The 22,642-nt window shown below is 68.2% G+C and carries 21 protein-coding genes and 2 tRNA genes; 12 read left to right on the top strand and 11 right to left on the bottom strand.

Annotation, left to right across the window (positions count from 1 at the left end; all coding sequences use genetic code 11):
* Positions 1-124: 124 nt before the first annotated feature.
* Positions 125-478 (bottom strand): hypothetical protein, encoded by a 354-nt coding sequence (locus ACRY_RS06200; protein ID WP_013639802.1) that lies wholly within the window; start codon positions 476-478, stop codon positions 125-127.
* 148 nt (positions 479-626) lie between these two features.
* Here ACRY_RS06200 and ACRY_RS06195 point away from each other — a divergent pair, with 148 nt between their 5' ends.
* The 3 genes from ACRY_RS06195 to der are packed head-to-tail and all read left to right on the top strand — an operon-like array spanning position 627 to position 4,005.
* A complete protein-coding gene (locus ACRY_RS06195; RefSeq protein ID WP_013639803.1) occupies positions 627-1,295 on the top strand; it encodes a tetratricopeptide repeat protein in 669 nt (222 codons plus the stop codon).
* Positions 1,296-1,306: 11 nt separating this feature from the next.
* Positions 1,307-2,653 (top strand): PQQ-like beta-propeller repeat protein, encoded by a 1,347-nt coding sequence (locus tag ACRY_RS06190; RefSeq protein WP_231295361.1) that lies wholly within the window; start codon positions 1,307-1,309, stop codon positions 2,651-2,653.
* Positions 2,650-4,005 (top strand): ribosome biogenesis GTPase Der, encoded by a 1,356-nt coding sequence (gene der / locus ACRY_RS06185; protein ID WP_007423287.1) that lies wholly within the window; start codon positions 2,650-2,652, stop codon positions 4,003-4,005. Before ACRY_RS06190 ends, der begins: the two co-directional genes overlap by 4 nt.
* Before the next feature lie 105 nt (positions 4,006-4,110).
* On the opposite strand, the gene ACRY_RS06180 is transcribed toward der, so the two are convergent.
* From ACRY_RS06180 to ACRY_RS06165, 4 genes are all read right to left on the bottom strand, one after another.
* Positions 4,111-4,635, bottom strand: coding sequence for a YMGG-like glycine zipper-containing protein (locus ACRY_RS06180; RefSeq protein WP_011941748.1), 525 nt, complete (start codon positions 4,633-4,635; stop codon positions 4,111-4,113).
* 74 nt (positions 4,636-4,709) lie between these two features.
* Positions 4,710-5,099: an energy transducer TonB family protein gene (locus tag ACRY_RS06175; protein ID WP_007423030.1), complete on the bottom strand. Its 390-nt coding sequence runs from the start codon at positions 5,097-5,099 to the stop codon at positions 4,710-4,712.
* Between the two features lie 12 nt (positions 5,100-5,111).
* Positions 5,112-6,341: an argininosuccinate synthase gene (locus ACRY_RS06170; protein ID WP_011941747.1), complete on the bottom strand. Its 1,230-nt coding sequence runs from the start codon at positions 6,339-6,341 to the stop codon at positions 5,112-5,114.
* A 75-nt stretch (positions 6,342-6,416) separates the two neighbouring features.
* Positions 6,417-7,019 (bottom strand): TlpA family protein disulfide reductase, encoded by a 603-nt coding sequence (locus tag ACRY_RS06165; protein WP_011941746.1) that lies wholly within the window; start codon positions 7,017-7,019, stop codon positions 6,417-6,419.
* A gap of 28 nt (positions 7,020-7,047) precedes the next feature.
* Between ACRY_RS06165 and argH the strand changes: the two genes are divergently transcribed.
* The 4 genes from argH to ACRY_RS06150 are packed head-to-tail and all read left to right on the top strand — an operon-like array spanning position 7,048 to position 12,204.
* A complete protein-coding gene (gene argH / locus ACRY_RS06160; protein WP_011941745.1) occupies positions 7,048-8,463 on the top strand; it encodes an argininosuccinate lyase in 1,416 nt (471 codons plus the stop codon).
* A complete protein-coding gene (locus ACRY_RS20375) occupies positions 8,460-8,588 on the top strand; it encodes a hypothetical protein (protein ID WP_256363794.1) in 129 nt (42 codons plus the stop codon). The genes argH and ACRY_RS20375 overlap by 4 nt, the downstream gene beginning before the upstream one ends.
* Complete coding sequence (lysA, locus tag ACRY_RS06155; protein WP_011941744.1) at positions 8,585-9,901, top strand: diaminopimelate decarboxylase; 1,317 nt, start codon at positions 8,585-8,587, stop codon at positions 9,899-9,901. The genes ACRY_RS20375 and lysA overlap by 4 nt, the downstream gene beginning before the upstream one ends.
* Complete coding sequence (locus tag ACRY_RS06150; protein WP_011941743.1) at positions 9,901-12,204, top strand: DUF4175 family protein; 2,304 nt, start codon at positions 9,901-9,903, stop codon at positions 12,202-12,204. Before lysA ends, ACRY_RS06150 begins: the two co-directional genes overlap by 1 nt.
* 57 nt (positions 12,205-12,261) lie before the next feature.
* Here ACRY_RS06150 and ACRY_RS06145 read toward each other — a convergent pair whose 3' ends face one another.
* From ACRY_RS06145 to ACRY_RS06135, 3 genes are all read right to left on the bottom strand, one after another.
* Entirely contained in the window at positions 12,262-13,071 is an 810-nt protein-coding gene (locus ACRY_RS06145) for an ABC transporter ATP-binding protein (protein WP_007424308.1), read from the bottom strand.
* A 3-nt stretch (positions 13,072-13,074) separates the two neighbouring features.
* Entirely contained in the window at positions 13,075-13,956 is an 882-nt protein-coding gene (locus ACRY_RS06140) for an ABC transporter permease (RefSeq protein WP_011941742.1), read from the bottom strand.
* Between the two features lie 181 nt (positions 13,957-14,137).
* Positions 14,138-14,212, bottom strand: a tRNA-Gln gene (locus tag ACRY_RS06135).
* Between the two features lie 141 nt (positions 14,213-14,353).
* On the opposite strand from ACRY_RS06135, the gene ACRY_RS06130 reads away from it, so the two are divergent.
* From ACRY_RS06130 to ACRY_RS06120, 3 genes are all read left to right on the top strand, one after another.
* On the top strand, positions 14,354-15,556 hold the full coding sequence (locus tag ACRY_RS06130) for a pyridoxal phosphate-dependent aminotransferase (RefSeq protein WP_011941741.1): 1,203 nt from the start codon (positions 14,354-14,356) through the stop codon (positions 15,554-15,556).
* A gap of 278 nt (positions 15,557-15,834) precedes the next feature.
* Complete coding sequence (locus tag ACRY_RS06125) at positions 15,835-17,721, top strand: ribonucleoside-diphosphate reductase subunit alpha (protein ID WP_011941740.1); 1,887 nt, start codon at positions 15,835-15,837, stop codon at positions 17,719-17,721.
* Positions 17,722-17,763: 42 nt separating this feature from the next.
* Positions 17,764-18,780 carry a ribonucleotide-diphosphate reductase subunit beta gene (locus ACRY_RS06120; protein ID WP_011941739.1) on the top strand — a complete coding sequence of 339 codons (1,017 nt, stop codon included), beginning with the start codon at positions 17,764-17,766 and terminating at the stop codon, positions 18,778-18,780.
* A gap of 270 nt (positions 18,781-19,050) precedes the next feature.
* On the opposite strand, the gene ACRY_RS06115 is transcribed toward ACRY_RS06120, so the two are convergent.
* Positions 19,051-19,125, bottom strand: a tRNA-Thr gene (locus ACRY_RS06115).
* 220 nt (positions 19,126-19,345) lie between these two features.
* Between ACRY_RS06115 and ACRY_RS06110 the strand changes: the two genes are divergently transcribed.
* On the top strand, positions 19,346-20,569 hold the full coding sequence (locus tag ACRY_RS06110; RefSeq protein WP_011941738.1) for a DNA modification methylase: 1,224 nt from the start codon (positions 19,346-19,348) through the stop codon (positions 20,567-20,569).
* A gap of 10 nt (positions 20,570-20,579) precedes the next feature.
* Here ACRY_RS06110 and ACRY_RS06105 read toward each other — a convergent pair whose 3' ends face one another.
* Both ACRY_RS06105 and ACRY_RS06100 read right to left on the bottom strand, forming a co-directional pair.
* Entirely contained in the window at positions 20,580-21,380 is an 801-nt protein-coding gene (locus ACRY_RS06105; protein ID WP_011941737.1) for a carbon-nitrogen hydrolase family protein, read from the bottom strand.
* 80 nt (positions 21,381-21,460) lie between these two features.
* Entirely contained in the window at positions 21,461-21,691 is a 231-nt protein-coding gene (locus ACRY_RS06100) for a hypothetical protein (RefSeq protein ID WP_007424315.1), read from the bottom strand.
* Between the two features lie 253 nt (positions 21,692-21,944).
* On the opposite strand from ACRY_RS06100, the gene ACRY_RS06095 reads away from it, so the two are divergent.
* Positions 21,945-22,616, top strand: coding sequence for a S24 family peptidase (locus tag ACRY_RS06095; protein WP_011941736.1), 672 nt, complete (start codon positions 21,945-21,947; stop codon positions 22,614-22,616).
* Positions 22,617-22,642: the final 26 nt, after the last annotated feature.

Genomic DNA, 22,642 nt, shown 5'->3' with positions numbered 1-22,642 from the left:
CCCTCACGGGCGGCGTTTGTTGTTTCGGCGTGATGGATGCAGCAAGGTCGATCGGGCTTGGACTCCGCCCGTTGCGCCGCACCGGTTCCGGGAAGCGGCGGACCCGGAGTCCCGGGTCGCAATGTCAGGGCCAACGACCCTCGGCGCTGGCGATCTGCGCGGGGGTCGTCAGCTTGTAGGGACCTTCGGCGATCTGCGGCGCGTGATCGGGCAGCTTTTCCGGATCGGCCCAGCACTCGGGATCCCCGAGCGTCTGCGTGCAATAGGGCGGCGGCGGCGGCGGCACGTATTTCGGCACGCAGTAGCTCTTCTGCTCGTCGAGCCGGACCATCGAGCAGTTGCGTCCGGATATCAGAGACACTACCGCATCCGGCACCGTCCGATGGATCGTGGTCAGCGTGACCACGTTGGCGGCCACGGTCGCGCCAGTGCCGATACCGCAACCGGCAAGCGGGATCACACAGAACAGGGCAAGCATTCGTCGCATCGGCGGTAGAATGGCATGAAAAAATGAAGACCTGGTTACGTTGCCCAACGCCCCGCGCGCGGCTATGGTCCGCCCGACCGACCCGATCCACTCTGCGCGTGGCGGCCCCGCCCCCTGCGCGAAACGAGCGAGAGCCAGCGTGCCCGATATTTTCGACGAAGTTGCCGAAGACCTGCGTGCCGAGCGCACCCGCGAGTTCCTCATGCGCTATGCCGGCGCGCTGGCCGGGGCGGCCGCCTTCGTGCTGCTCGCGATCGGCGGCTGGAAGGCGTGGCAATGGCATCGCCATCAGCAGGACCTGAAGGCGGCGGACCGCTACGTGACCCTGACCAGCCAGATCGGCCAGCAGGAAGCCGGGCTGACCAAATCGGGCGACATTGGCGATGCGAAACGGCTGGTCGATTTCGCCGGCACCGCCCCCGCCGGCTATGCCAACCTCGCCCGGCTGCGCGCCGCCGCGCTCTACGCCCAGGCCGGCGACCTCAAGACGGCGGGCCAGCTCTGGGCGGCGGTCGCGGCGCCCAACAGCGGCGCCACGCCGCCGGTCCACGATCTCGCGCTCCTCCTCCTCGCCCAGCACGAGATGGGCGTGAAACCGGATGCCGATGTGCGTGCCCGGCTCGCGACCCTCAACAAGCCGGGCAACCCGTGGCAGCCGCTCGCGCAGCTCGACCTCGCCCTGCTCGACATGAAGGCCGGCAAGACGAAGTCGGCGCATGGCCTGCTCGAAGAGGTGAGCGCCGATCCCGCCTCGCCGCCCAACCTGCGGAACCTCGCCCAGGGCCTGATCGCGAAACTGAACGGATGACAAGCCGCACCATGACCGACCTTCGCGCCCTTTCCACTCTCGGGCGGCGCGGCGCGCTGCTCTCCTCGATGGCGCTGCTCACCGGATGCAGCCTGTTTTCGAAGGCAGTGAAGCCGCCGGTTCCCGGCCGCAAAATCCCGGTCCTGCCGCCGCACAATCCGCTTTCCGTCTCCAGCGGCGCGCCCGCGGTGACGCTGCCGGCGCCGCGCAGCCACGCGGTCTGGGGACAGGCGGGCGCCAATGCCGCGCATGATGCCGGCGTCAGCGCCCTGCCCGCGCGGCTGACCATGGCATGGCGCCGGGATGTCGGCGCCGGAGCCACCTATCGCCGCACGCTGCACGCCGCCCCGGTCGCCGCCGGCGGGCGCGTGTTCACGATGGATGCGCTTGGCGTGGTCGAAGCCCATTCGATCGCCAGCGGCCAGCGGCTCTGGCGCCACCCCATGCGCCCGAAGCACGACAACAGCTTCGCCTATGGCGGCGGGCTGGCGGCGGACGGCACCACGCTCTACGTCGCGTCCGGCTTCAGCCAGCTCCTGGCCCTCGATCCGGCCAGCGGCAAGCCGCGCTGGACCAAGACGCTCGACCAGCCGTTCCGCTCGGCGCCAGGCCTTGGCGGCGGGCTGATCTTCGTCATCATGCTCGACGACACGCTGCAGGCCTTCGATGCGAAGACCGGCGACTTTGCCTGGCGCTTCCCCACCGGCAACGGCTCGGGCGGCTCGATGTTCGGCGCCGGCACGCCGGCCTATCAGGATGGCATCGTCGTCGCCGGTTTCGGCTCGGGCGTGTTCGCCGGCGTGAACGCGACCGGCGGCTCCGCCGTCTGGGAGCAGAGCCTCGCGGCCGGGTATGACCAGACCAATCCGCTCGACGTGTCCAGCATCGTGGCGAGCCCTGTGATCGCCGGGGGTCTGGCGATCGCCACCGGCCTCGCGGGCACCACCGTCGCGTTCGACTTGCATTCGGGACGGCGCATCTGGGGGATCAGCGCGGGCGGCAGCGAGACCCCGGCCGTCGCCGGCGACTGGCTGTTCCTGCTGACGGAAAACCAGCGCCTCGCCGCGATCCATGTCGCTGACGGCGCCGTCGCGTGGGTGACCGAACTGCCGGCCTATGGCGATCCGAAGCGGCACAAGCAGCCGATTTCGTGGCATGGCCCGCTCGCCGCCGGCGCCGGCCTGGTCCTGACCGGTTCCGACAAGCGGATGATCGTGGTCGATGCCGCGACGGGCCGGCTGACCACTCCGCTCGCCGCCGGCCTCGCGCTCGACGGAGAGGCCGATCTTGCCCCGATCGCCGCCGCGGGAACGCTGTTCGCGCTGACCCGCAACGCGGTGCTGACCGCCTATCGATGACCACCTCCCCTGCCCGCACCCCGCGGGTCGCGATCTGCGGGCGGCCGAATGTCGGCAAATCCACCCTGTTCAACCGGTTGGCGGGCAAGCGTATCGCGCTCGTCGCCGACGAGCCGGGGGTCACGCGCGACCGCAAGGAAGCCTGGGGCGAGCTTGCCGGGGTGAAGGTGCAGCTGATCGACACCGCGGGGCTTGAGGAAGCGCCGCCGGACACGCTGCCGGGCCGGATGCGCGCCTCGACCGGGACGGCGGTGGACGAGGCGGATCTCGTGCTGTTCGTGTTCGACGCCCGCGCCGGCCTGCTGCCGGAGGACCGGCATTTCGCCGCCTGGCTGCGCCGGGCGGGCAAGCCGGTGATCGTCGTCGCCAACAAGGCGGAGGGGCGCGGCGGCAGCAACGCGGCGCTGGAGGCCTATGAACTCGGCCTCGGCGAGCCGGTGGCGGTATCCGCCGAGCATAACGAGGGCGTGTCCGACCTGATCGACCGCATCATCGAGGCGCTGCCCGAGACGGACGAGGCGGAGGATGAGGATGGCGAACGGCCGATGCACCTCGCCATCGTCGGGCGGCCGAATGCCGGAAAGTCGACCCTGATGAACCGGCTGCTGGGCGAGCAGCGGGTGATCACCGGCCCGGAACCCGGCCTGACCCGCGATGCGATCGCCGCCGAACTGACCGATTCGGCCGGGCGGCGCTACCGGCTGTTCGACACCGCCGGGCTGCGCCGGCGCGCGCGGGTCGAGGCGGGGCTGGAGAAACTCTCCACCTCATCGACGATCGAGGCGCTGAAATTCGCCGATACGGTGGTGCTCGCGATCGATGCGCATGAGGGGCTGCACGACCAGGATTTCACCATTGCCCGGCTGATCGAGCGCGAGGGCCGCGCCTGCGTCATCGCGCTGACCAAGTGGGACCTGGTGGAAGACCGCGACCGCACCCGCCGCGCGATTCTCGAACGGCTGGAACACTCGCTCTCGCAGATGAAGGGGATCACGCTGGTGCCGCTCTCGGGCGAGACCGGCGAGGGTGTCAAGAAACTGCTGCCGGCGGTGCGCGAGGCGGACCGCATCTGGAACACGCGGGTCACCACCTCCGCACTCAACCGCTGGTTCGAGGGCGCGCTGGAACGCTTCCCGCCGCCGCTGGTCGAGGGGCGCCGGCTCAAGCTGCGCTATATCACCCAGGTCAAGGCGCGGCCGCCCAGCTTCGCGGTGTTCGGCACCAGGGCGGAACTCACGCCCGACAGCTACCAGCGCTACCTCGTCAATTCGCTGCGCGAGCGGTTCGGCCTCGAAGGCACGCCGATCCGCCTCGCGTTGCGCGGCACCAAGAACCCCTACGCCGACGAGTAACCGGGCCGGCGCATGCCGCTAGTGTCCCGAATCTGAAATTCACCCACGAATTTCAGGCGCAGGACACCAGTGCATCATCCGATCCAACAGGATCGGAAAATTGCCCTAATACTGGCCGTTCGGGTAGCCATTGCCCTGATCATACGGGCTTCCCTGATAGGGGCCGCCCTGGTTGCCGTTCTGATACTGGTATTGGCCGCCCTGCTGATACGATCCGCCGGGATAGCCGTTGCCGTAATAGCCGCCTTGCTGCTGGTCGGGGTACCGGTTCATGTCGCGCCGGTCCTCGGGGCGACGGCCGGAATTGTAGTACTGGCGATCGTATCCGCCCTGGCCATATCCCGGTTGGCCGTTGCGGTAATAGCCGGGCGGCGGCGGCGGCGGGGACGGGGTTGTCAGCGCGCCGCCCGCGGCCCCCACGGCACCACCGATCAGCGCGCCGGTTGCCGGGCTGCCGCCGGTCGCGGCACCGATCGCGGCACCGGCGCCGGCGCCGATCGCGGCGCCGCCGAGAGCGCGCTGGCCCGGATCATAGGGATTGGTGCAACCGGCGAGCGCCAGCGCCGAGGCGATCACCGCCACGCCAAGGCCGGCACGCCGGAGCGCGCGGGTCGAAAGGATCTGTTGCATGCTGTGGTCCTCCATTCGTACGCACCATCCGGATAGCCGGGCAACATGGCCCGGCCATGGTCGAAATATGGCGATTATGGAGCAGACGGCGCGACCGGCGCGCCGTGGCGGCGGAATTCGATCGGGATGACGAACTGCATCCGGGCCGGCGCGCCCGCTGGCCGGCGCTTCAGGATCGCCTTGCGGATCATGGCCAGCGCGGCCTCGTCCAGCCGGGGATTGCCGGCGGACCGCACGACCCAGGCGCTCGTCACATGCCCGGCCGGATCGATGGTGAACCCGTAGAAACCGACATGGGTGACGCCCTTCTGCCGCAGCAGGGCATGCGCCTCGCGGTCGAGCGCGGCGCGGGTCCTGGCGTCGATAGGGTGCTGCGCCGGCGCGGCAAACGCCCCGGCCGCGAGCAGCAGGGCAAGGCCGCCGGCGGCGGCAAGACGGGCGAAGGGCCGGAACCGCCGATCCATCGCCCGGATGCCTTACAGCGCGCCGCCGCGCCGGCCGATGGCGCCGCCGAGGCGCAGGCGCAGGGCGTTCAGCTTGATGAACCCCGCCGCGTCCTGCTGGTTGTAGGCGCCCTCGTCATCCTCGAAGGTGACCATCCGCGCCGAGTAGAGCGAGTTGGGGCTTTCGCGGCCGGCGACGATCACGTTGCCCTTGTAGAGCTTCAGGCGCACGCGGCCGGTGACGGAGTTCTGGCTGGCGTCGATCAGCGCCTGCAGCATCCGCCGCTCCGGGCTGAACCAGAAGCCGTTGTAGATCAGCTCGGCATAGCGCGGCATCAGGCTGTCCTTCAGATGCGCCGCCTCGCGGTCGAGCGTGATGCTCTCGATGGCGCGATGCGCCGCGAGCAGGATCGTGCCGCCCGGCGTTTCGTAGACGCCGCGCGACTTCATGCCGACGAAACGGTTCTCGACGAGGTCGAGCCGGCCGATGCCATTGTCGCGGCCAAGCTCGTTGAGCCTGGTCAGCAGCGTGGCCGGCGAAAGCGCCACGCCGTTCAGGGCCACCGCGTCGCCCTGCGCGAAATCGATGCTGATTTCCGTCACCACGTCCGGCGCCGCCTCGGGGCTGATGGTGCGCTGGTAGACGATCTCGTCCGGCGCCTGCGCGGGGTCTTCGAGGATCTTGCCCTCGGAGGAGGAGTGCAGCAGGTTGGCATCGACCGAGAAGGGCGCCTCGCCGCGCTTGTCCTTGGCGATGGGGATCTGGTGCGCCTCGGCGAATTCGAGCAGCTTGGTGCGGCTCGTCAGGCTCCACTCGCGCCAGGGGGCGACGACCTTCACATCCGGCTTCAGCGCGTAATAGGCCAGTTCGAAGCGGACCTGGTCGTTGCCCTTGCCGGTCGCGCCATGCGCCACGGCGTCCGCGCCAACCGCCTCGGCGATCTCGATCTGCCGCTGCGCGATCAGCGGCCGGGCGATCGAGGTGCCGAGCAGGTACTGGCCCTCGTAGAGCGCGTTGGCGCGGAACATCGGGAAGACGAAATCCTTCACGAAGGTTTCGCGCAGGTCCTCGACGAAGATTTCCTTGACGCCGAACATCTCGGCCTTGCGCCGCGCCGGCTCAAGTTCCTCGCCCTGGCCAAGATCGGCGGTGAAGGTGACGACCTCCGCCCCGCGCTCGGTCTGCAGCCAGCGGAGAATGACACTCGTATCGAGCCCGCCCGAATAGGCCAGCACAACTTTCTTCACGCTGTTTTCAGCCATCGTTCTCTGTCCCGGTTCTGCCTCACGCGCGGCCTATCAGCCGGATCGCAGCGGGGCAAGAGCCGGCGCGGCGGATCAGGTCGCCGTGGTGCCTGAGGCCGCCGCCGGCTTCGGCCCGATCAGCTTGCGCAGCTGCGCGATCGTCGCCGGCGTGTTCCAGTCACCCGCCCCCTGGAGGGAGGCGACCATCTGCCCCTTGCGGTCGACGATCACGGTGAAGGGAATCCCGTTCACGTCGAACGCATCGAGCGCGCTCGAACTCGGGTCGAGCAGGATCGGCACGCCGGTGATGTGGTGCTTCGCGTAATAGGGTCGCACCGCCTTGATCCCCTGGCTGTCCACGGAGATCGGCAGCACGCGGATGCCATCGCCCCGGATCCGCGGATTGAGGGCGACCAGCGTGGGCAGTTCGGCGCGGCAGGGCGGGCACCAGGTCGCCCAGAAATTCACCACCAGCCCCTCGCCGCGGAAATGGGCCAGCGTCAGCCGCCGGCCGAACGCATCGAGGAAGTGGAAGTCCGGCAGCGGCTGCGGCACGGTCACGTCGAGATTGGGGGCGACATCCGGCAGCTCCATCGCCTCGGCGGATTTGCCGATCCCGGCGAGCGAAGTTAAGTCAGGCAGCACAAGACCCGCACCCAGAGCCGCGAACTGCCGCCGAGAAAGCCCGAAACGCATGACCGCCGATACCTCTTCCAAACCGAATATGACGAATTCTGGTGCCGATCAGGCCGGAACGCAACCATCCCGCCTGCAATGGGGCGGACGATTTGCCGCCGGTCCCGCATCCGTGATGCAGGCGATCAATGCCTCGATCGGGTTCGATCAGCGGCTCTGGCGGGAGGATATCGAAGGCAGCCTCGCCCATGCCGGCATGCTCGCCGCGATGGGAATCATCTCCGCCGAGGACGAGGCGGCGATCCGCGCCGGACTCGCCGAGATCGCCGAGGCGATCGCCGAGGGGTCGTTCACCTTCGATCCCGCGCTCGAGGACATCCACACCAATATCGAGGCCTGGCTGGTCGCGCGCATCGGCGAGGCCGGGCGCCGGCTGCACACCGCGCGCAGCCGCAACGACCAGGTGGCGACCGATTTCCGCCTCTGGGTGCGCAACGCGATCGACAGTCTCGACGGCCAGGTGCGCGAGCTGATGCGCGCGCTGGCCGACCGCGCGGCCGAACACGCGGCCACCATCATGCCTGGCTTCACCCATCTGCAGACCGCCCAGCCGGTGACGCTCGGGCATCACCTGCTCGCCTATGTCGAGATGCTGTCGCGCGACCGCGGCCGCCTCGCCGATGCGCGCCGGCGGCTGAACGAATGCCCGCTCGGCGCGGCCGCCCTCGCCGGCACCACCTTCCCGATCGACCGCAGCATGACCGCCGCCGCCCTCGGCTTCGACCGGCCGACCGCGAATTCGCTCGATTCGGTCTCGGACCGCGACTTCGCGCTTGAATTCCTCTCCGCCCTCTCCATCCTCGCGATGCATCTTTCGCGTTTCGCCGAGGAGATCATCATCTGGACCAGCGCGCCCTATCGCTTCATCCGGCTGTCCGACGCCTATACCACCGGCTCGTCGATCATGCCGCAGAAGCGCAACCCGGACGCCGCCGAACTCGCCCGCGCCAAGGCCGGGCGGATCTTCGGGGCGCTCACCGGCCTGCTCGCGGTGATGAAGGGCCTGCCGCTCGCCTATGCGAAGGACATGCAGGAGGACAAGGAGCCGGTGTTCGACGCCGCCGATGCCGCCGAACTCTGCCTCGCCGCGATGACCGGCATGGTGCGCGACATGATGCCGGACGTGCTGCGGATGCGATCCGTGGCCGGCGCCGATTTCTCGACCGCGACCGATCTTGCAGACTACCTCGTGCGCGATCTCGGCCTGCCCTTCCGCACCGCCCATCACGTCACCGGCCGGATCGTGAGCGAGGCCGAGTCGCGCGGGCTCGAGCTCGTCGCCCTGCCGCTCTCGGTCATGCAGGAGGTCGAGCCGCGGATCACCGAGGCGGTGTATGATGTGCTGACCATCGAGGCCTCGGTCGCCGCCCGCCGCACCCTCGGCGGCACCGCGCCCGACAATGTCGCCCGCGCCGCCGCGCGCTGGCAGGAGACGCTGGCATGACCCGCTCGCTGCTGCTCGTCCTGCTCGCCTGCGCCGCTCTCGCCGCCTGCGGCCGGGCCGGCGCGCCCTCGCCGCCCGGCCCGGCGAGCCAGGTGATCTACCCGCATCAATATCCCTCCGAATGATGAACGCCCTCACCCGCGACCAGGCCTGGCACCGTCTCGTCGCCGCCCGGCCGAACCTTTCGTTCCACGCGATGGACGGGCTGTGCCTCGATGACGTGCCGCTCGCGTCCATCGCCGCCGCCCACGGCACGCCCACCTGGGTCTACAGCGCCGCGACGATCGAGGGGCGGCTCGCCGCCCTGCGCGCGGCCTTCGCCGGCGAGGGGCTGGCGCCGGCGATCCGCTACGCCGTGAAGGCGAACGACCACCTCGCGATCCTCGGCCTGGTGCGGGCCGGCGGCGCCGGGGCGGACGTGACCAGTGCCGGCGAATTCGCCCGCGCCGAGGCCGCCGGGATCGCGCCGGGGGCGATGGTGTTCTCCGGTGTGGGCAAGCGGGAGGACGAGCTGCGCCGCGCGCTCGCCGCCGGCATCGGCCAGCTCAATGTCGAAAGCGCCGAGGAGCTGGAGATGATCTCCGGCATCGCCGCGGCGATGGGGGTTGCCGCGCCGGTCGCGCTGCGGGTGAACCCGGATGTCGCCGCCGGCGGGCACGACAAGATCAGCACCGGCCGCAAGGGCGACAAGTTCGGCATCGGCTTCGATGACGCGGGCGCGCTGTATCGCCGCGCCGCGGCGCTGCCGGGCATCGAGGCGGTCGGGTTTTCCACCCATATCGGCAGCCAGATCTTCGCGCCCGCCGCCTTCGAGGCGGCTTACCGGCGCGTGCTCGGCCTGATCGGGGCGCTGCGCGGCGAGGGGCTCGCGGTGCGCCGCCTCGACCTCGGCGGCGGCTTCGGCATTCCCTATGACGATGGCACCGCCTTCCCCTTCGCGGCGCAGGCGGCGATGGTCCGCCGCGTGCTCGGCGGCCACGATCTGGAGCTGATCGTCGAACCCGGCCGCTGGCTCGTCGGCCCGGCCGGCGTGCTGCTCGCCCGCGTGACGCTCGTCAAGCGCGCCGGAGCGGAACGGTTCGTCGTGCTCGATGCCGGGATGAACGACCTGATTCGCCCGGCGCTCTATGGCGCGCGGCACGGCATCGTCCCGGTCGGCGCCGCCGACGCCGCGGGCGCCCCGGCGCCGGCCGAGGTGGTCGGTCCGGTCTGCGAGAGCAGCGACCGTTTCGGCACCCACGACCTGCCAGAACTTGCCCCCGGCGCGCTGGTCGCGCTGCTCGATGCCGGGGCCTATGGCGCGACGATGAGCAGCACCTATAACGGCCGCCCCTTCGCCGCCCAGGTGATGATCGCCGACGGCGCGCCGCAGCTGATCCGCCGGCGCCAGACGCTGGATGAACTCTGGCGCGACGAGATCGTGCCGCCGCGCCGGTAATGCCGGCGGCGCGCCTCGCCCGGCTGCGGCGGCGGGCGCGCCGCGTGCTGGCGATCGAGGCCGTCGCCATTGCCGCGATGCTGCCCGCTTGCGTGATCGCGGTGTTCCTCATCGTTGGCCTCGCCGGATTCGGCGGCTGGAAGGCGGATCTCGCCGGCCTGATCGCCCTTGCCTTCGCGCTCCGCCACGCGATCCGGCGCTATCGCCCGCCCGCGCCCGAGGCCGCCGACCGCCGCATCGAGCGCGACTCCCGCCTGCCGCACCGCCCGCTCGCCGCCCTTGGCGACGAACCGGCGCTGGCCGGCGCGATGCCGCTCTGGGATGCGCACCGCGCCCGGCTCGACCGTTCGCTCGCCACCGCAAGGGTCGGCCTGCCGCGGCCGGATTTCGCGGCGCATGATCCGTTCGCGCTGCGCTTCCTGCTCCTGCTCGGCCTGATCGCCGCGTGGATCGCCGCCGGATCGCAGGCCGGGCCACGGCTTGCGGCCAGTGTCGATTTCACCTCGCCCTTCGCCCGCCCCGGCCTTGGCGTGCAGGCCTGGATCACCCCGCCGCGCTGGGCCGGAACCACGCCGCGCCTGATCGGCGCCGGAACCGGCAAGGTCCGCGCGCTCGCGGGCTCGACCCTGTCGGTCGTCGTCACCGGCGCGGGCAGCGCCGCGCCAGCCGCGCGGATCGCCGGCAAGGCGCTCGATTTCACGAATATCGCGACCGGCAGCTTCCGCGCCCGCCTCCGGCTCGACCATACGGCGACGCTGACGATCGGGCCGTCCTGGAGCCGCATCGCGCGGTACCGGATCACGGTGATCGAGCCGACCCCGCCGCGGATCGGCTTCGCCGCCCCACCCGGGCCGGCCGGTGATGGGCAGCATGTGGCCCTCGCCTGGCGCGGCACCAGCCGCTACGGCCTCACCGCCCTCGGCCTCGACATGGCGCCCGTGGATGCGCCGGGCGCGGTGCCCGACCATGCCGCCCTGCCAGCGCCCCCCGCGCACGCGGCCTCATTCGCCGGCAGCGCCCGGCTTGATCTGCTCGCCAGCCCACTCGCCGGCATGATGGTGGACGGCACGCTGGCCGCCGTGAACCGCGACGGCCAGACCGGCACCTCCTCGCCCGCGCGGTTCCAACTCCCCGCCCCCGCCCTGCACAATCAGGTCGCGCGGGCGATCGAGGTCCTCCGGCACGACCTCGCGCTCGGCACGCCGGGGCGCACGGTGCTCGCGGCGCGACTCCGCGCGCTCGCCGCGGCGCCGCCGGGTCCGCTTACGCCCGGCACGCGGAAGGCACTCGCGCGCTTCGCCGCCGGCTTCGGGCCGGCAACGCCGGATTACGCCCAGGCCCAGGCCAGCCTCTGGATGCTCGTCCAGCGCGCCGAACTCGGCGCGACCTACAAGGCGGTGCAGAAATTTGATGAAGCCGCCCAGGCACTGCGCCAGGCGCTGAAGCGCGGCCTCGCCGGCCATCCGGCCGACCGGCAGACAATCGAACGGCTGATATCGGGCCTCGACCGCGCCATGCAGGCAAGGCAGGCCGCGCACGGCACGCCGGACGCCCGCGCCGCCGCGCGGAGGAGCGCCATCGACCGTCTGGCCCACCGGATCGAGAACGAACTGGCGGCGGGCGAAACGGCCCGGGCCCGGCAGGACCTGGCGAAACTCCGGCATATGCTCGACCGGATGCAGAACCCGAGCGCCCGTTCGGAGTCGCAGGCGGCGCAGCGGCAGCAGGAGGCGGCGCGTCATCTCGCCTCCATCATGCGCCAGGAGGCGCGGCTGATGGACCAGACGGCGCAGCGGGCAACGATGCCCAGGTTCGGCAACCAGGCGGCAATTGCAGAGTCGAGTCCGTCGGCGGGGCTGGCCGGGCGGCAGGATGCGCTGCGCCGCCAGCTTTCATCCGCCGCCAGAGCCATGGCGGGCGCGGGACTGCCGGGGCAGGCGCAACTCGGTCATGGCCAGCAGGCGATGGCGAGCGCCGGGAACGCGCTCCGCGCGGGCGACATGCGGGCCGGGCTGTCCGGCGAGCGGGCAGCGATCGCGGCGCTGCAACAGGCACAGAACGCCCTCGCGACGATGCCCGGCAAGGCGGCGATGCCGGGCGGCGGGCCTTCGGGCCTCGGCCAGCATGCCGCCGGCGGCGCGGGCGAGTTCGGCAACCAGAACGACAGCACGGTCAGCATCGGCAAGGCCGGCGCGCATTCCGACGCCAGACGGATTCAGGGCGAACTGATCCGGCGCGACGCCGCGCCCGGCCTGCCGCCCGAAGCGCATCGCTATTACGGCAGGCTGCTCGGCGGCGAATGACGCCCTGCCCCGACCGGAGGCGGGAGGGGCGGAGCGCCAAAGGCCGCTTCCGGCCGGTCAGTCCTTTCGGGGCAGGCGGCGGGAACTCCCGGTCTCGCCATGCGCGGCGACCAGTTCCTCGTATTGCTGCGGCGGCAGGTAGTCGGCGAGGATCTTCATTGGCGGCCCGTCGGCGCGGATCTGCCCGCCATCGAGCCAGAGCAGCCGGTTGCACCACTCCACGAGGATGGAGGCGCTGTGACTGGCGAGGACAAGCACCTCCGCATGGCGCACCATGCCCTCGACGCGGTCCTTCGCCTTTTCCATGAAGGCGGCGTCGCCGGCGAGGATCCATTCGTCCATCAGCAGGATCTCGGGGGGAAACGCCGTCGCCATCGCGAAGGCGAGGCGCACCACCATGCCCGAGGAATAGTTGCGCACCGGCAGGTCGAGGAACTGGGCGAGTTCGGAGAAATCCTCGACATCCGCCTCGAGCCGGTCGATTTCGGGACGCGCGAGGCCGAGATACTGGCCGCGCAGGCGGATGTTCTCGCGCCCGGTGAGGTCGGGGTTCATCCCCTGGCCGGGATCGAGCAGCGAGGTCAGCCGCCCTTCCATCGAAAGCGACCCGACCGTCGGCTGGTAGATGCCGGAAAGCGCGCGCAGCAGCGTGGTCTTGCCCGAGCCGTTCGAGCCGATCAGGCCGAGCCGGTCTCCCGACCTCAGCGAGAAGGAGATGTTGCGCAGCGCCTGCACGACCGGCCGGCTGCGCTGGTCCCGCGCGAAACGCGACGAGGCATGGCCGATCAGGGTCTTCTTCAGCGACCGGCTTTCCGCGTGATAGAGCGGAAAGTCGACGGAAATGTTGAACGCGGTCAGATGGGTCATGGCTTACACCCAGTATGCCACGCGGCCGCGCATGCGGGCGAAGCCGACCGCGGCGAGCAGGACCAGCAGGGCGGACACGAACACGGCCTCGAGGCCGATCTGCAGGCTGATCGGCGTGCCAAGCAGCGGCGCCCTGAGAATTTCGAGGATCGGGTAGAAGGGGTTGAACTCGATGAGCAGCTTGCCGAGCGGATGGCTGTTCAGCACCTTCGCATACCAGATCACCGGCGTGATGAAGAAGGCGATCTGCATGACCGACAGGATGATCTGCGGCAGGTCGCGGAAGCGGGCGCAGAGCGCGCCCATCAGCAGCGAGATCGCGACGGCGTCGATCATCCACAAGGCGAGCGCCGGGATGGCGAGCAGCGAATACAGGCTCTGACGCACGTCCATGATCGCGAAGACGACGACGATGACGATCAGGTTATGGGCGAGCACGATCGTGTTGCGCACCACGTTGCGCGCCGCATGCACGACGAAGGGCATCCGCGTGCCCTTGATCAGCGTGTCGCTCTGGGAGAAGCAGGTGCTGCCCTCGGAGATCAGGGTGTTGAGATACGTCCAGAGCACCATCGAGATGGCGAGATACGGCAGGTAGGTGTGGATGTCGGTGCGGAAGAGCACGCCGTAGAGAAAGGCCATTGCCGCCACCTGGACGCCGGTGGAGATGGTCAGCCAGAACGGCCCCAGCGCCGAGCCGCGATAGCGGAGCTTGATGTCGTAGAAGGCGAGCGTCCAGATCAGGCGCCAGAGCTTTGCTCCCTCGACCAGATCGGTCGAAGCCAGTCGCACGCGCTGGCCCCAGCCGCGATCGGCCGACAGGGTGAAATGCGATTGTTTGCGAAACGTGCTCAGCGCCGGCGCGGCCGGTGTCGTGTCGTTCATGTCGAAATCACTGCTCCTGCCGACAGGGGGCGCGATGGCCCGGGCCGGCCGTGAATATCCGAATCAGCGGATGCCTGATAGCCCGCCAGAAAGCATATAGTGTCAAATCCGATTAAGAATCAGATACATATCATTCATCTCCCTGAGGTTTGATCCCCGGAGCCCCGGCCGCGTCGTGGCCTGGCTGGGGTGGGAGGATTCGAACCTCCGCATGGCGGAATCAAAATCCGCTGCCTTACCGCTTGGCTACACCCCATTCGACACGGTTGATATGGCGTCGGCGCCCGCTCGGCAAGCCCCGTCATGAGCGGAGTTCGTGCCGGCCCGCGCATCAGGGCCATGTTCATCGCGCGGCAGTTCGGTTACATCGGGGCCGTTGTCACGGGGAGCATCGCACATGAACCTGATCGCCGCACGCCTGAACCGGATCAGCCCGAGCCAGACGATCGCCATTTCGACCAAGGCGCGCCAGCTCAAGGCCGAGGGCCGCGACATCATCAGCCTCTCCGCCGGCGAGCCTGATTTCGACACGCCGGACCACATCAAGCGCGCCGCCATCGCCGCGATAGAGGCGGGCGAGACCAAGTATACCGACGTCGCCGGCACCATGGCGCTGCGCAAGGCCGTTGCCGCGAAATTCAAGCGCGACAACGGGATCGACTACACGCCGCAGGAGATCATCGTCTCGACCGGCGGCAAGCAGGTCATCTTCAACGCCATGCTCGCCACCGTCGAGGCCGGCGACGAGGTGATCATCCCGACACCGTGCTGGGTCAGCTATCCGGACATCGTCCAGCTCGCCGAGGGCAAGCCGGTCTTCGTCCCCTGCAGCCAGAACAACGGCTTCAAGCTGCGCGCCGAGGATCTCGAGGCGGCGATCACGCCGAAGACCAAGTGGCTGATGCTGAACTCGCCTTCGAACCCGACCGGGGCGGCCTATTCGGCGGAAGACCTCCGCCCGATCTGCGACGTGCTGCTGCGCCACCCCGACATCTGGGTGTTCACCGACGACATCTACGAGAAGCTCGTCTATGACGGCTTTGCTCCGGCCACCATCGTCGGCGTCGAGCCGAAGCTGCGCGAGCGCACGGTGACGATGAACGGCTGCTCCAAGGCCTATGCGATGACCGGCTGGCGAATCGGCTTCTGCGGCGCGCCGGTCCAGCTTATCAAGGCGATGGACAAGCTGCAGAGCCAGTCGACCTCGAACACCTCCTCGGTGAGCCAGGTCGCGGCCCTCGCCGCGCTGGAAGGCCCGGAGGACGCGATCGACGTGATGCGCGCCGCCTATCGCGAGCGGCGGGATCTCGTGGTCGCGATGCTCAACGAGGCCCCGGGCATCACCTGCTCGAAGCCCGAGGGCGCGTTCTACGTCTTCCCCTCGATCGCCGGCTGCCTCGGCAAGACCTCGGCGGGCGGAACAAAAATCGTCGATGACGAGGCCTTTGTCACGGCGCTGCTGGAAGAGCAGGGAGTCGCGGCCGTGCATGGCAGCGCCTTCATCTATCCCGGCTATTTCCGGGTCAGCTACGCGACCTCGACCGAGGCGCTGCGCGACGCCTGCACCCGCATCCAGACCTTCTGCCAGGGGCTGCGCTGAACCGCGGCTTCCGCCTCTCCCGACCGCCCCACGGTTTTTCAGGCCCGCGCGATGCAGATCGCGCGGGCCTTTGCGTCGATTCGGCATTGTGCGGCCACCCGCTTGCCGGGCCGGCGCCATAAGTCTAGCATAAGAACAAACAACGAACACATAAGACCGTCCGGGCCCGACTCGGCGCAAGAGATTTTTTTGGATTAACTTGATCTAGTGGCGATTGCGCGATGCCTACCCAATATGTTGTTATGTGCTTCGCCGAAACGACGGGAGCCCCCACTGCAATGAACGCGATCAACCGACCCGAACCCGCATTGCTCGACACCGATGTGCAGATCCGTGGGGGTTATCAGATCAGGATCGACCGCTCGCGCGATTCGCTGCTCACCGAATTCGGCCGCGCGACGCTGAACGACCGCTATCTGATGCCGGGCGAAAGCTATCAGGACCTGTTCGCCCGCGTCGCCTCCTATTATGGCGACGACGCCGAGCACGCCCAGCGGCTCTACGACTACATCAGCAAGCTCTGGTTCATGCCGGCGACCCCGGTGCTGTCGAACGGCGGCACCAAGCGCGGCCTGCCGATCTCCTGCTTCCTCAACGAGGCGTCGGACAGCCTGGAAGGCATCGTCGATCTCTGGAACGAGAATGTCTGGCTCGCCTCCAAGGGCGGCGGCATCGGCTCCTATTGGGGCAACCTGCGCTCGATCGGCGAGAAGGTTGGCCAGAACGGCAAGACCTCGGGCGTCGTTCCCTTCATCCGGGTGATGGACAGCCTGACGCTGGCGATCAGCCAGGGCTCGCTGCGCCGTGGTTCGGCCGCCGTCTACCTGCCGATTTCCCATCCGGAGGTCGAGGAATTCATCGAGATCCGCCGCCCCACCGGTGGCGATCCGAACCGCAAGGCGCTCAACCTGCATCACGGCATCCTCGTCTCCGACGCGTTCATGCGCGCCGTGGAGGCGGACGAGATGTGGGCCCTCACCTCGCCCAAGGACGGCGCGCATGTCCGCTCCGTCTCCGCCCGCTCGCTCTGGATCCGCATCCTGACCGCCAGGATCGAGACCGGCGAGCCCTACATCATCTTCGCCGACCACGTGAACAACGCGCGGCCCGAGCACCACAAGCTCGCCGGTCTCGAGGTAAAGACCTCCAATCTCTGCGCCGAGATCACCCTGCCCACCGGCCTTGATCATCACGGCCAACAGCGCACCGCCGTCTGCTGCCTGTCATCGATCAATCTCGAGACATGGCTCGAATGGCACGACAATCCGCAGTTCATCGAGGACGTGATGCGCTTCCTCGACAATGTCTTGCAGGATTTCATCGATAACGCGCCGGACTCGATGGCCCGCGCCAAATACGCCGCGATGCGCGAGCGCTCGGTCGGCCTTGGCGTGATGGGGTTCCACTCGCTGCTGCAGTCGCTCAACATTCCGTTCGAGAGCGCGATGGCGAAGGCCTGGAACATCCGCATCTTCCGGCATATCCGCGCCGGCGCCGATGCCGCCTCACGCAAGCTTGCCGAGGAACGCGGCCCCTGCCCCGACGCCGCCGAATACGGCGTGATGGAGCGCTTCTCGCACAAGATGGCGATCGCACCGACCGCCTCGATCTCGATCATCGCCGGCAATTCGAGCCCCGGCATCGAGCCGATCGCCGCCAATGTCTTCCTGCAGAAAACCCTGTCCGGCAGTTTCTCGGTGCGCAACCGCCACCTGCAGCAGCTCCTCGCCGCCAAGGGCCGCGACGATGAGGAAACCTGGTCGAACATCACCGTCAGCAAGGGCTCGGTACAGCATCTCGATTTTCTCACCGACGACGAGAAGGCCGTCTTCAAGACCGCCTTCGAACTCGACCAGCGCTGGGTGATCGAACACGCCGCCGACCGCACGCCGTATATCTGCCAGAGCCAGTCGATCAACGTTTTCCTGCCGGCAAATGTCCACAAGCGGGATCTGCACCAGATCCATTTCCAGGCATGGAAGAAGGGCGTGAAGTCGCTCTATTACTGCCGCTCTCTCTCGATCCAGCGCGCTGACACGGTGAGCGAGAAGGTGCAGCGCCACGAGCACGGCGACGCCGCCAACCGCACCGCGCCGGCCCCGGCACCGCTGGTTGCCGCCGCCGCAAGCACGACCAATTACGAGGAATGCCTGGCCTGCCAGTAGTCCGGCCGCCGCATTCCCACGTCTTTCCGAGGATCTGCCTGAATGTCCGTCACCACCGCCGATACCGCCGCGCCCATCCCGGTCGAAACCCCCGCGCATTTCGACCTGCTCACGGAAAACCCGGTCTACAAGCCGTTCCGCTACCCCTGGGCCTACGAGGCATGGCTGACCCAGCAGCGCGTCCACTGGCTGCCGGAGGAAGTTCCCCTCGCGGACGACGTGAAGGACTGGCACCGCAACCTCACCCCCGGCGAGCGCAACCTGCTCACCCAGATCTTCCGCTTCTTCACCCAGGCGGATGTCGAGGTGAACAACTGCTACATGAAGCACTACAGCCAGGTGTTCAAACCGACGGAAGTGCTGATGATGCTGTCGGCCTTCTCGAACATCGAGACGATCCACATCGCCGCCTATTCGCACCTGCTCGACACGATCGGCATGCCGGAAGTCGAATACTCGGCCTTCCTCAAATACAAGGAGATGAAGGACAAGTATGACTACATGCAGGAATTCAGCGTCGACTCGAAGCACGAGATCGCCAAGACGCTGGCCGCTTTCGGCGCCTTCACCGAAGGGCTGCAGCTCTTCGCCTCCTTCGCGATCCTGCTGAACTTCCCGCGCTTCAACAAGATGAAGGGGATGGGCCAGATCGTCTCCTGGTCGGTGCGCGACGAGAGCCTGCACTGCAACTCGGTGATCAAGCTGTTCCGTACCTTCGTCGCCGAGAACCCGGAAATCTGGACCGAGGAACTGCGGCGCGAGATCTATCTCTGCTGCGCCACCATCGTCGATCACGAGGATGCCTTCATCGACCTCGCCTTCGAGTTCGGCGCCGTCGAGGGGCTGACCGCCGAAGAGGTGAAGCGCTACATCCGCTATATCGCGGATCGCCGTCTGCTCCAGCTCGGACTCAACCCGCTCTTCCATGTCGACAAGAATCCGCTTCCCTGGCTCGACGAGATGCTCAACGCCGTCGAGCACACGAACTTCTTCGAGAACCGCGCGACCGAATACAGCAAGGCCTCGACGGCCGGCTCCTGGGACGAGGCATGGTCATGATGAAATCGTGTTCGGGACATTCGGACAAACAGACGGGCCGAACCGGAACACTCGCCCCCTGACATGAAAAATCTCCCGGTGAGGCATGTCCTCACCGGGTTACTATCGACCGCCCCGTCGGATGGTCCGATCTCAAGGCCAATTCGATGTTGTCTTATGCATCATGACCGTTCGCCGAAGGGGCGAAACCGAGCCCCGGCCACGGCCATGGGCGCAGCGCCGATTCAGGCGCGGCCTACCTTGTCGAGACGCCCACGCTGTCCGAAAAGCTGGTGCCGGGTGAGGGATTTGAACCCCCGACCTTCGGTTTACAAAACCGCTGCACTACCGCTGTGCTAACCCGGCGTTCTGTCTGAATAGCCGTGTTTTGCCGGGTTCAGGCTTCCGGTCAAGTGCCCTTCGGTGGCCAGCCGGCGGGCTTCGGAGGCTGAAGACTATTGCTTCAGTATTGCATGCGGCACGAAAAGCGACCACGGACAGAAGCCCTCGCCAAATGCCAGATCATGAACACCTGAAATCCGGAAGACGCAGATTTTCACCACGTCTGAAGTGATCCGTGGGCTTCATGGACATCTTGAACATGACATTGCCGAAGCCTTTTCCCGACCGGACGCTCATCGACGGAATTCTCGACTTCCGTGATTTCGACGGCATAACACGCCACGAACGCGCGGACGGGATCGATTATTTCATCAACGCGTTCTGGACGTCCGGCCAGCGCCAGGCCCACGCGATCCACGAGATTTCCTACCGGGCCTGCTTCAAGCCACAGCTTCCGGCCTTCTTCATTTCCCGCCTCACCGCCCCGGGCGATCTCGTGTTCGACCCCTTCATGGGCCGCGGCACAACGCCGGTGCAGGCGGCGCTGATGCAGCGCCGGGCCGCCGGCAACGACATCAATCCGCTTGCCGCGCTGATGTGCCGCCCCCGGCTGCGGCCGATCGATCTGCATGATATCGCCGATTCGCTGCACAGCGTAGACTGGGCGCTCGGGAAAATCCGTCGCGACGACCTGCTGGCCTTCTACCATCCCGTGACCCTCGCCCGCCTCGAGGCGCTGCGGGACTGGCTCGCCGAACGCGCCCCGCTGGGCGCCGTGCGGCCCGATCCGGTCGCCGACTGGATTCGCATGGTCGCGATCAACCGGCTCACCGGCCACTCCCCCGGCTTCTTCTCCGGCCGCTCGATGCCGCCCAACCAGGCCGTGTCCGTCACGGCGCAGCGTCGGATCAACGAAAGGCTCGGCCTTGCCCCACCCGAGCGCGACATCGCCGCCCTCATCCTCCGGAAATCGAAATCCCTGCTGCGCGACGGCACCGTTCCCGCCTGTGGCGCGCCTGGCCTGCACACCGGCCCGGCCTGGCATGTTCCGGGCCTGGCCGCGCGCTCGGTCGCCCTGGTCGTCACCTCGCCGCCGTTTCTCGATGTCGTGAACTATGCGGCCGACAACTGGCTGCGCTGCTGGTTCGCCGGGATCGATCCCGGCGCGGTCGCAATCGACCTGCACCGGAGCGAAGCCGCCTGGACGGAAATGGTGCGCCGCGTGCTCGCCGAACTGGCCCGGCTCGTGCGGCCGGGCGGCCATGTCGCCTTCGAGGTGGGCGAGGTGCGGCGCGGCCGGGTGCTGCTCGAAAAGCGCGTCTGGCAAGCGGCGGATGGCCTGCCCTTTCAACGGCTTGGCGTGCTGGTCAACCTTCAGACCTTCACCAAGACCTCGAATTGCTGGGGCGTCAGCAACGGCACGCGGGGAACCAATTCCAACCGGATCGTCATGCTCCGCCGGCTCTGAACGGCCCGCCTCAGCCCGCGATCGTCCCGTAGAGCGCCGGCCGCCGGTCGGCCAGCAACGGATCGCGGCGGCGCACTTCGGCGAGGTGTCCGGGATCGATCCGCGCCATCAGTCGCGTCGGGCCGGCGCCCGCTTTGGCCAGCACCGCGCCGTCCGGCCCGCAGATCGAGGAATGGCCGATATAGTCGATCCCCGGCTCGCCGCCGCAATGATTGGCATAGGCGATGTAGACCTGGTTTTCATAGGCCCGGGCGGGGATCAGCGAATCCGCCACAACGTAATAGGGCGGCATCAGCGCCGTGGGCACCAGGATCAGGTCGGCTCCCGCCAGCGCCATCATCCGCGCCGTCTCGGGGAATTCGATGTCATAGCAGATCGCGAGGCCCAGGCTCAGCCCCCGCCAGGCGACAACCGGAAATCCATCCCCCGGTAGCGCGAACATCCCCCGGTCGAGATCCCCGAACAGGTGCACCTTTCGATAGATCAGCCGCGCGCCGCCGGCCTCGTCGATCAGGATCGCGCTGTTCGCGACCCCGTCGCCCACACGCTCGGGGAAGCCGAAACAGAGCGCGATGCCGACCTCGGCCGCGAGTGCCCTCGCCCGGCCGATTTGCTCCCCTTCCGGATCCAGCGCCAGCTCCCGCGCACGCGCCGCGCCGAGATTGTATCCGGTCAGGAACAGTTCCGGGAGCACCAGAAGATCCGCGCCGGCGGCGGCGGCGGCCCGCGCCTCCTCGTCGAGCAGGGTGTGCCCCGCTTCGGGATCGGCGAAACGGCCCTCGGTCTGGCAGATGGCAATGTTCACGGTCATGCAACAGGGATAGGCCCGCCGCGCCGCCGAGGCAATTGTCCATCGTTCGGGCGGCGCGGGCAGGCCCTTTGGGCCGCGGCCTATATCGGCGCCAGCACAAGGTGGTCGCCACGGCGGGCGATCGCACCCATCCGCGCGCCCTGGGAACCGGAGGCCATCACGATGTCCCCCGGCGCGATCAGGTCGGCGGCCGGGCCGAAGAACCCGTCATCCTCAAGGACGGAAAGCGCCTCGTTGCCTGCGCGATAGTGCCAGAGGGTGAAGCCGTTGGCGTAGGCGAGGACGGAAAGGTTGCGCAGGGTCAAAGTCATTTCATGTCTCCTTCTGAAAGCGGGCTCGGATCTTTCCGGCGGTTCCGGAATTTTTTTCCTGTTCGCCGGTCATTCTCCAATTCTGTTTCGCATCTGGACTCAGCGGTTCTGACGGGGCGAAGATCATCGCGACAGCTCCATGAGAACGAAACAAGAACATACTAACCAGAGGTTGTATCCGCCGCAAGCGTTAACTCATGGTTTTCCTTAATTTTTTCTTTCAAAGACCCATAAATCCGTTAAGAACAAGACGATGCAGCACGAAGATATCTGGCGGGCGATTGACGCGCTGGCGGCGCAACGGGGGCTGTCGGCTTCCGCCCTTGCCCGCAGCGCCGGGCTCGACCCCACCAGCTTCAATCCCTCGAAGCGCCGCACGCCGGATGGCCGGCTGCGCTGGCCCTCGACCGAGAGCATCGCCAAGATTCTCTCGGCCAGCAGCATCGGCATCGAGGCCTTCGCCGCCCTGGTCGGCGGCAGAAGCACGACGCCGGCCGGCACCAGCCGCCCGCGCCGGCCGGCGATGCGCACCGTGCCGCTGGCCAGCCTCGCGCAGGCCGGCCAGGACGGGTTCTTCGACGAGGGCGGCAACCCGACCGGCGGCGGCTGGGACCGCATCGCCCTGCCCGTCGGCGATGCCGGGATCGCCGGCGATCCGCACGCCTTCGCGCTCACCATCCAGGGCGATTCGATGGACCCCGTCTATCGCGATGGCGACATCATCGTGGTCTCGCCCGCGTCCCCCGTGCGCACCGGCGACCGTGTCGTCATCCGTACCGCCGGCGGCGAGGTGATGGCCCGGCAGTTGCTGCGCCGCACCGTCTCCCGGGTCGATCTCGGCTGCTTCAATCCCGCCTACCCGCCCCGCGGCTTCATGACCGAGGAGATCGGCGCCCTTCACCGCATCGTCTGGGCCAGCCAGTAGGAACCGCTCTTCCCGCCGGCGCGGCG

Origin of the sequence: Acidiphilium cryptum JF-5, from assembly GCF_000016725.1 — a bacterium.
In the GTDB taxonomy this organism is placed as follows: Bacteria; Pseudomonadota; Alphaproteobacteria; order Acetobacterales; family Acetobacteraceae; genus Acidiphilium; species Acidiphilium multivorum.
Note: the sequence above shows the minus strand (reverse complement) of the source record. Positions and strands in the feature narration are given on the sequence as shown.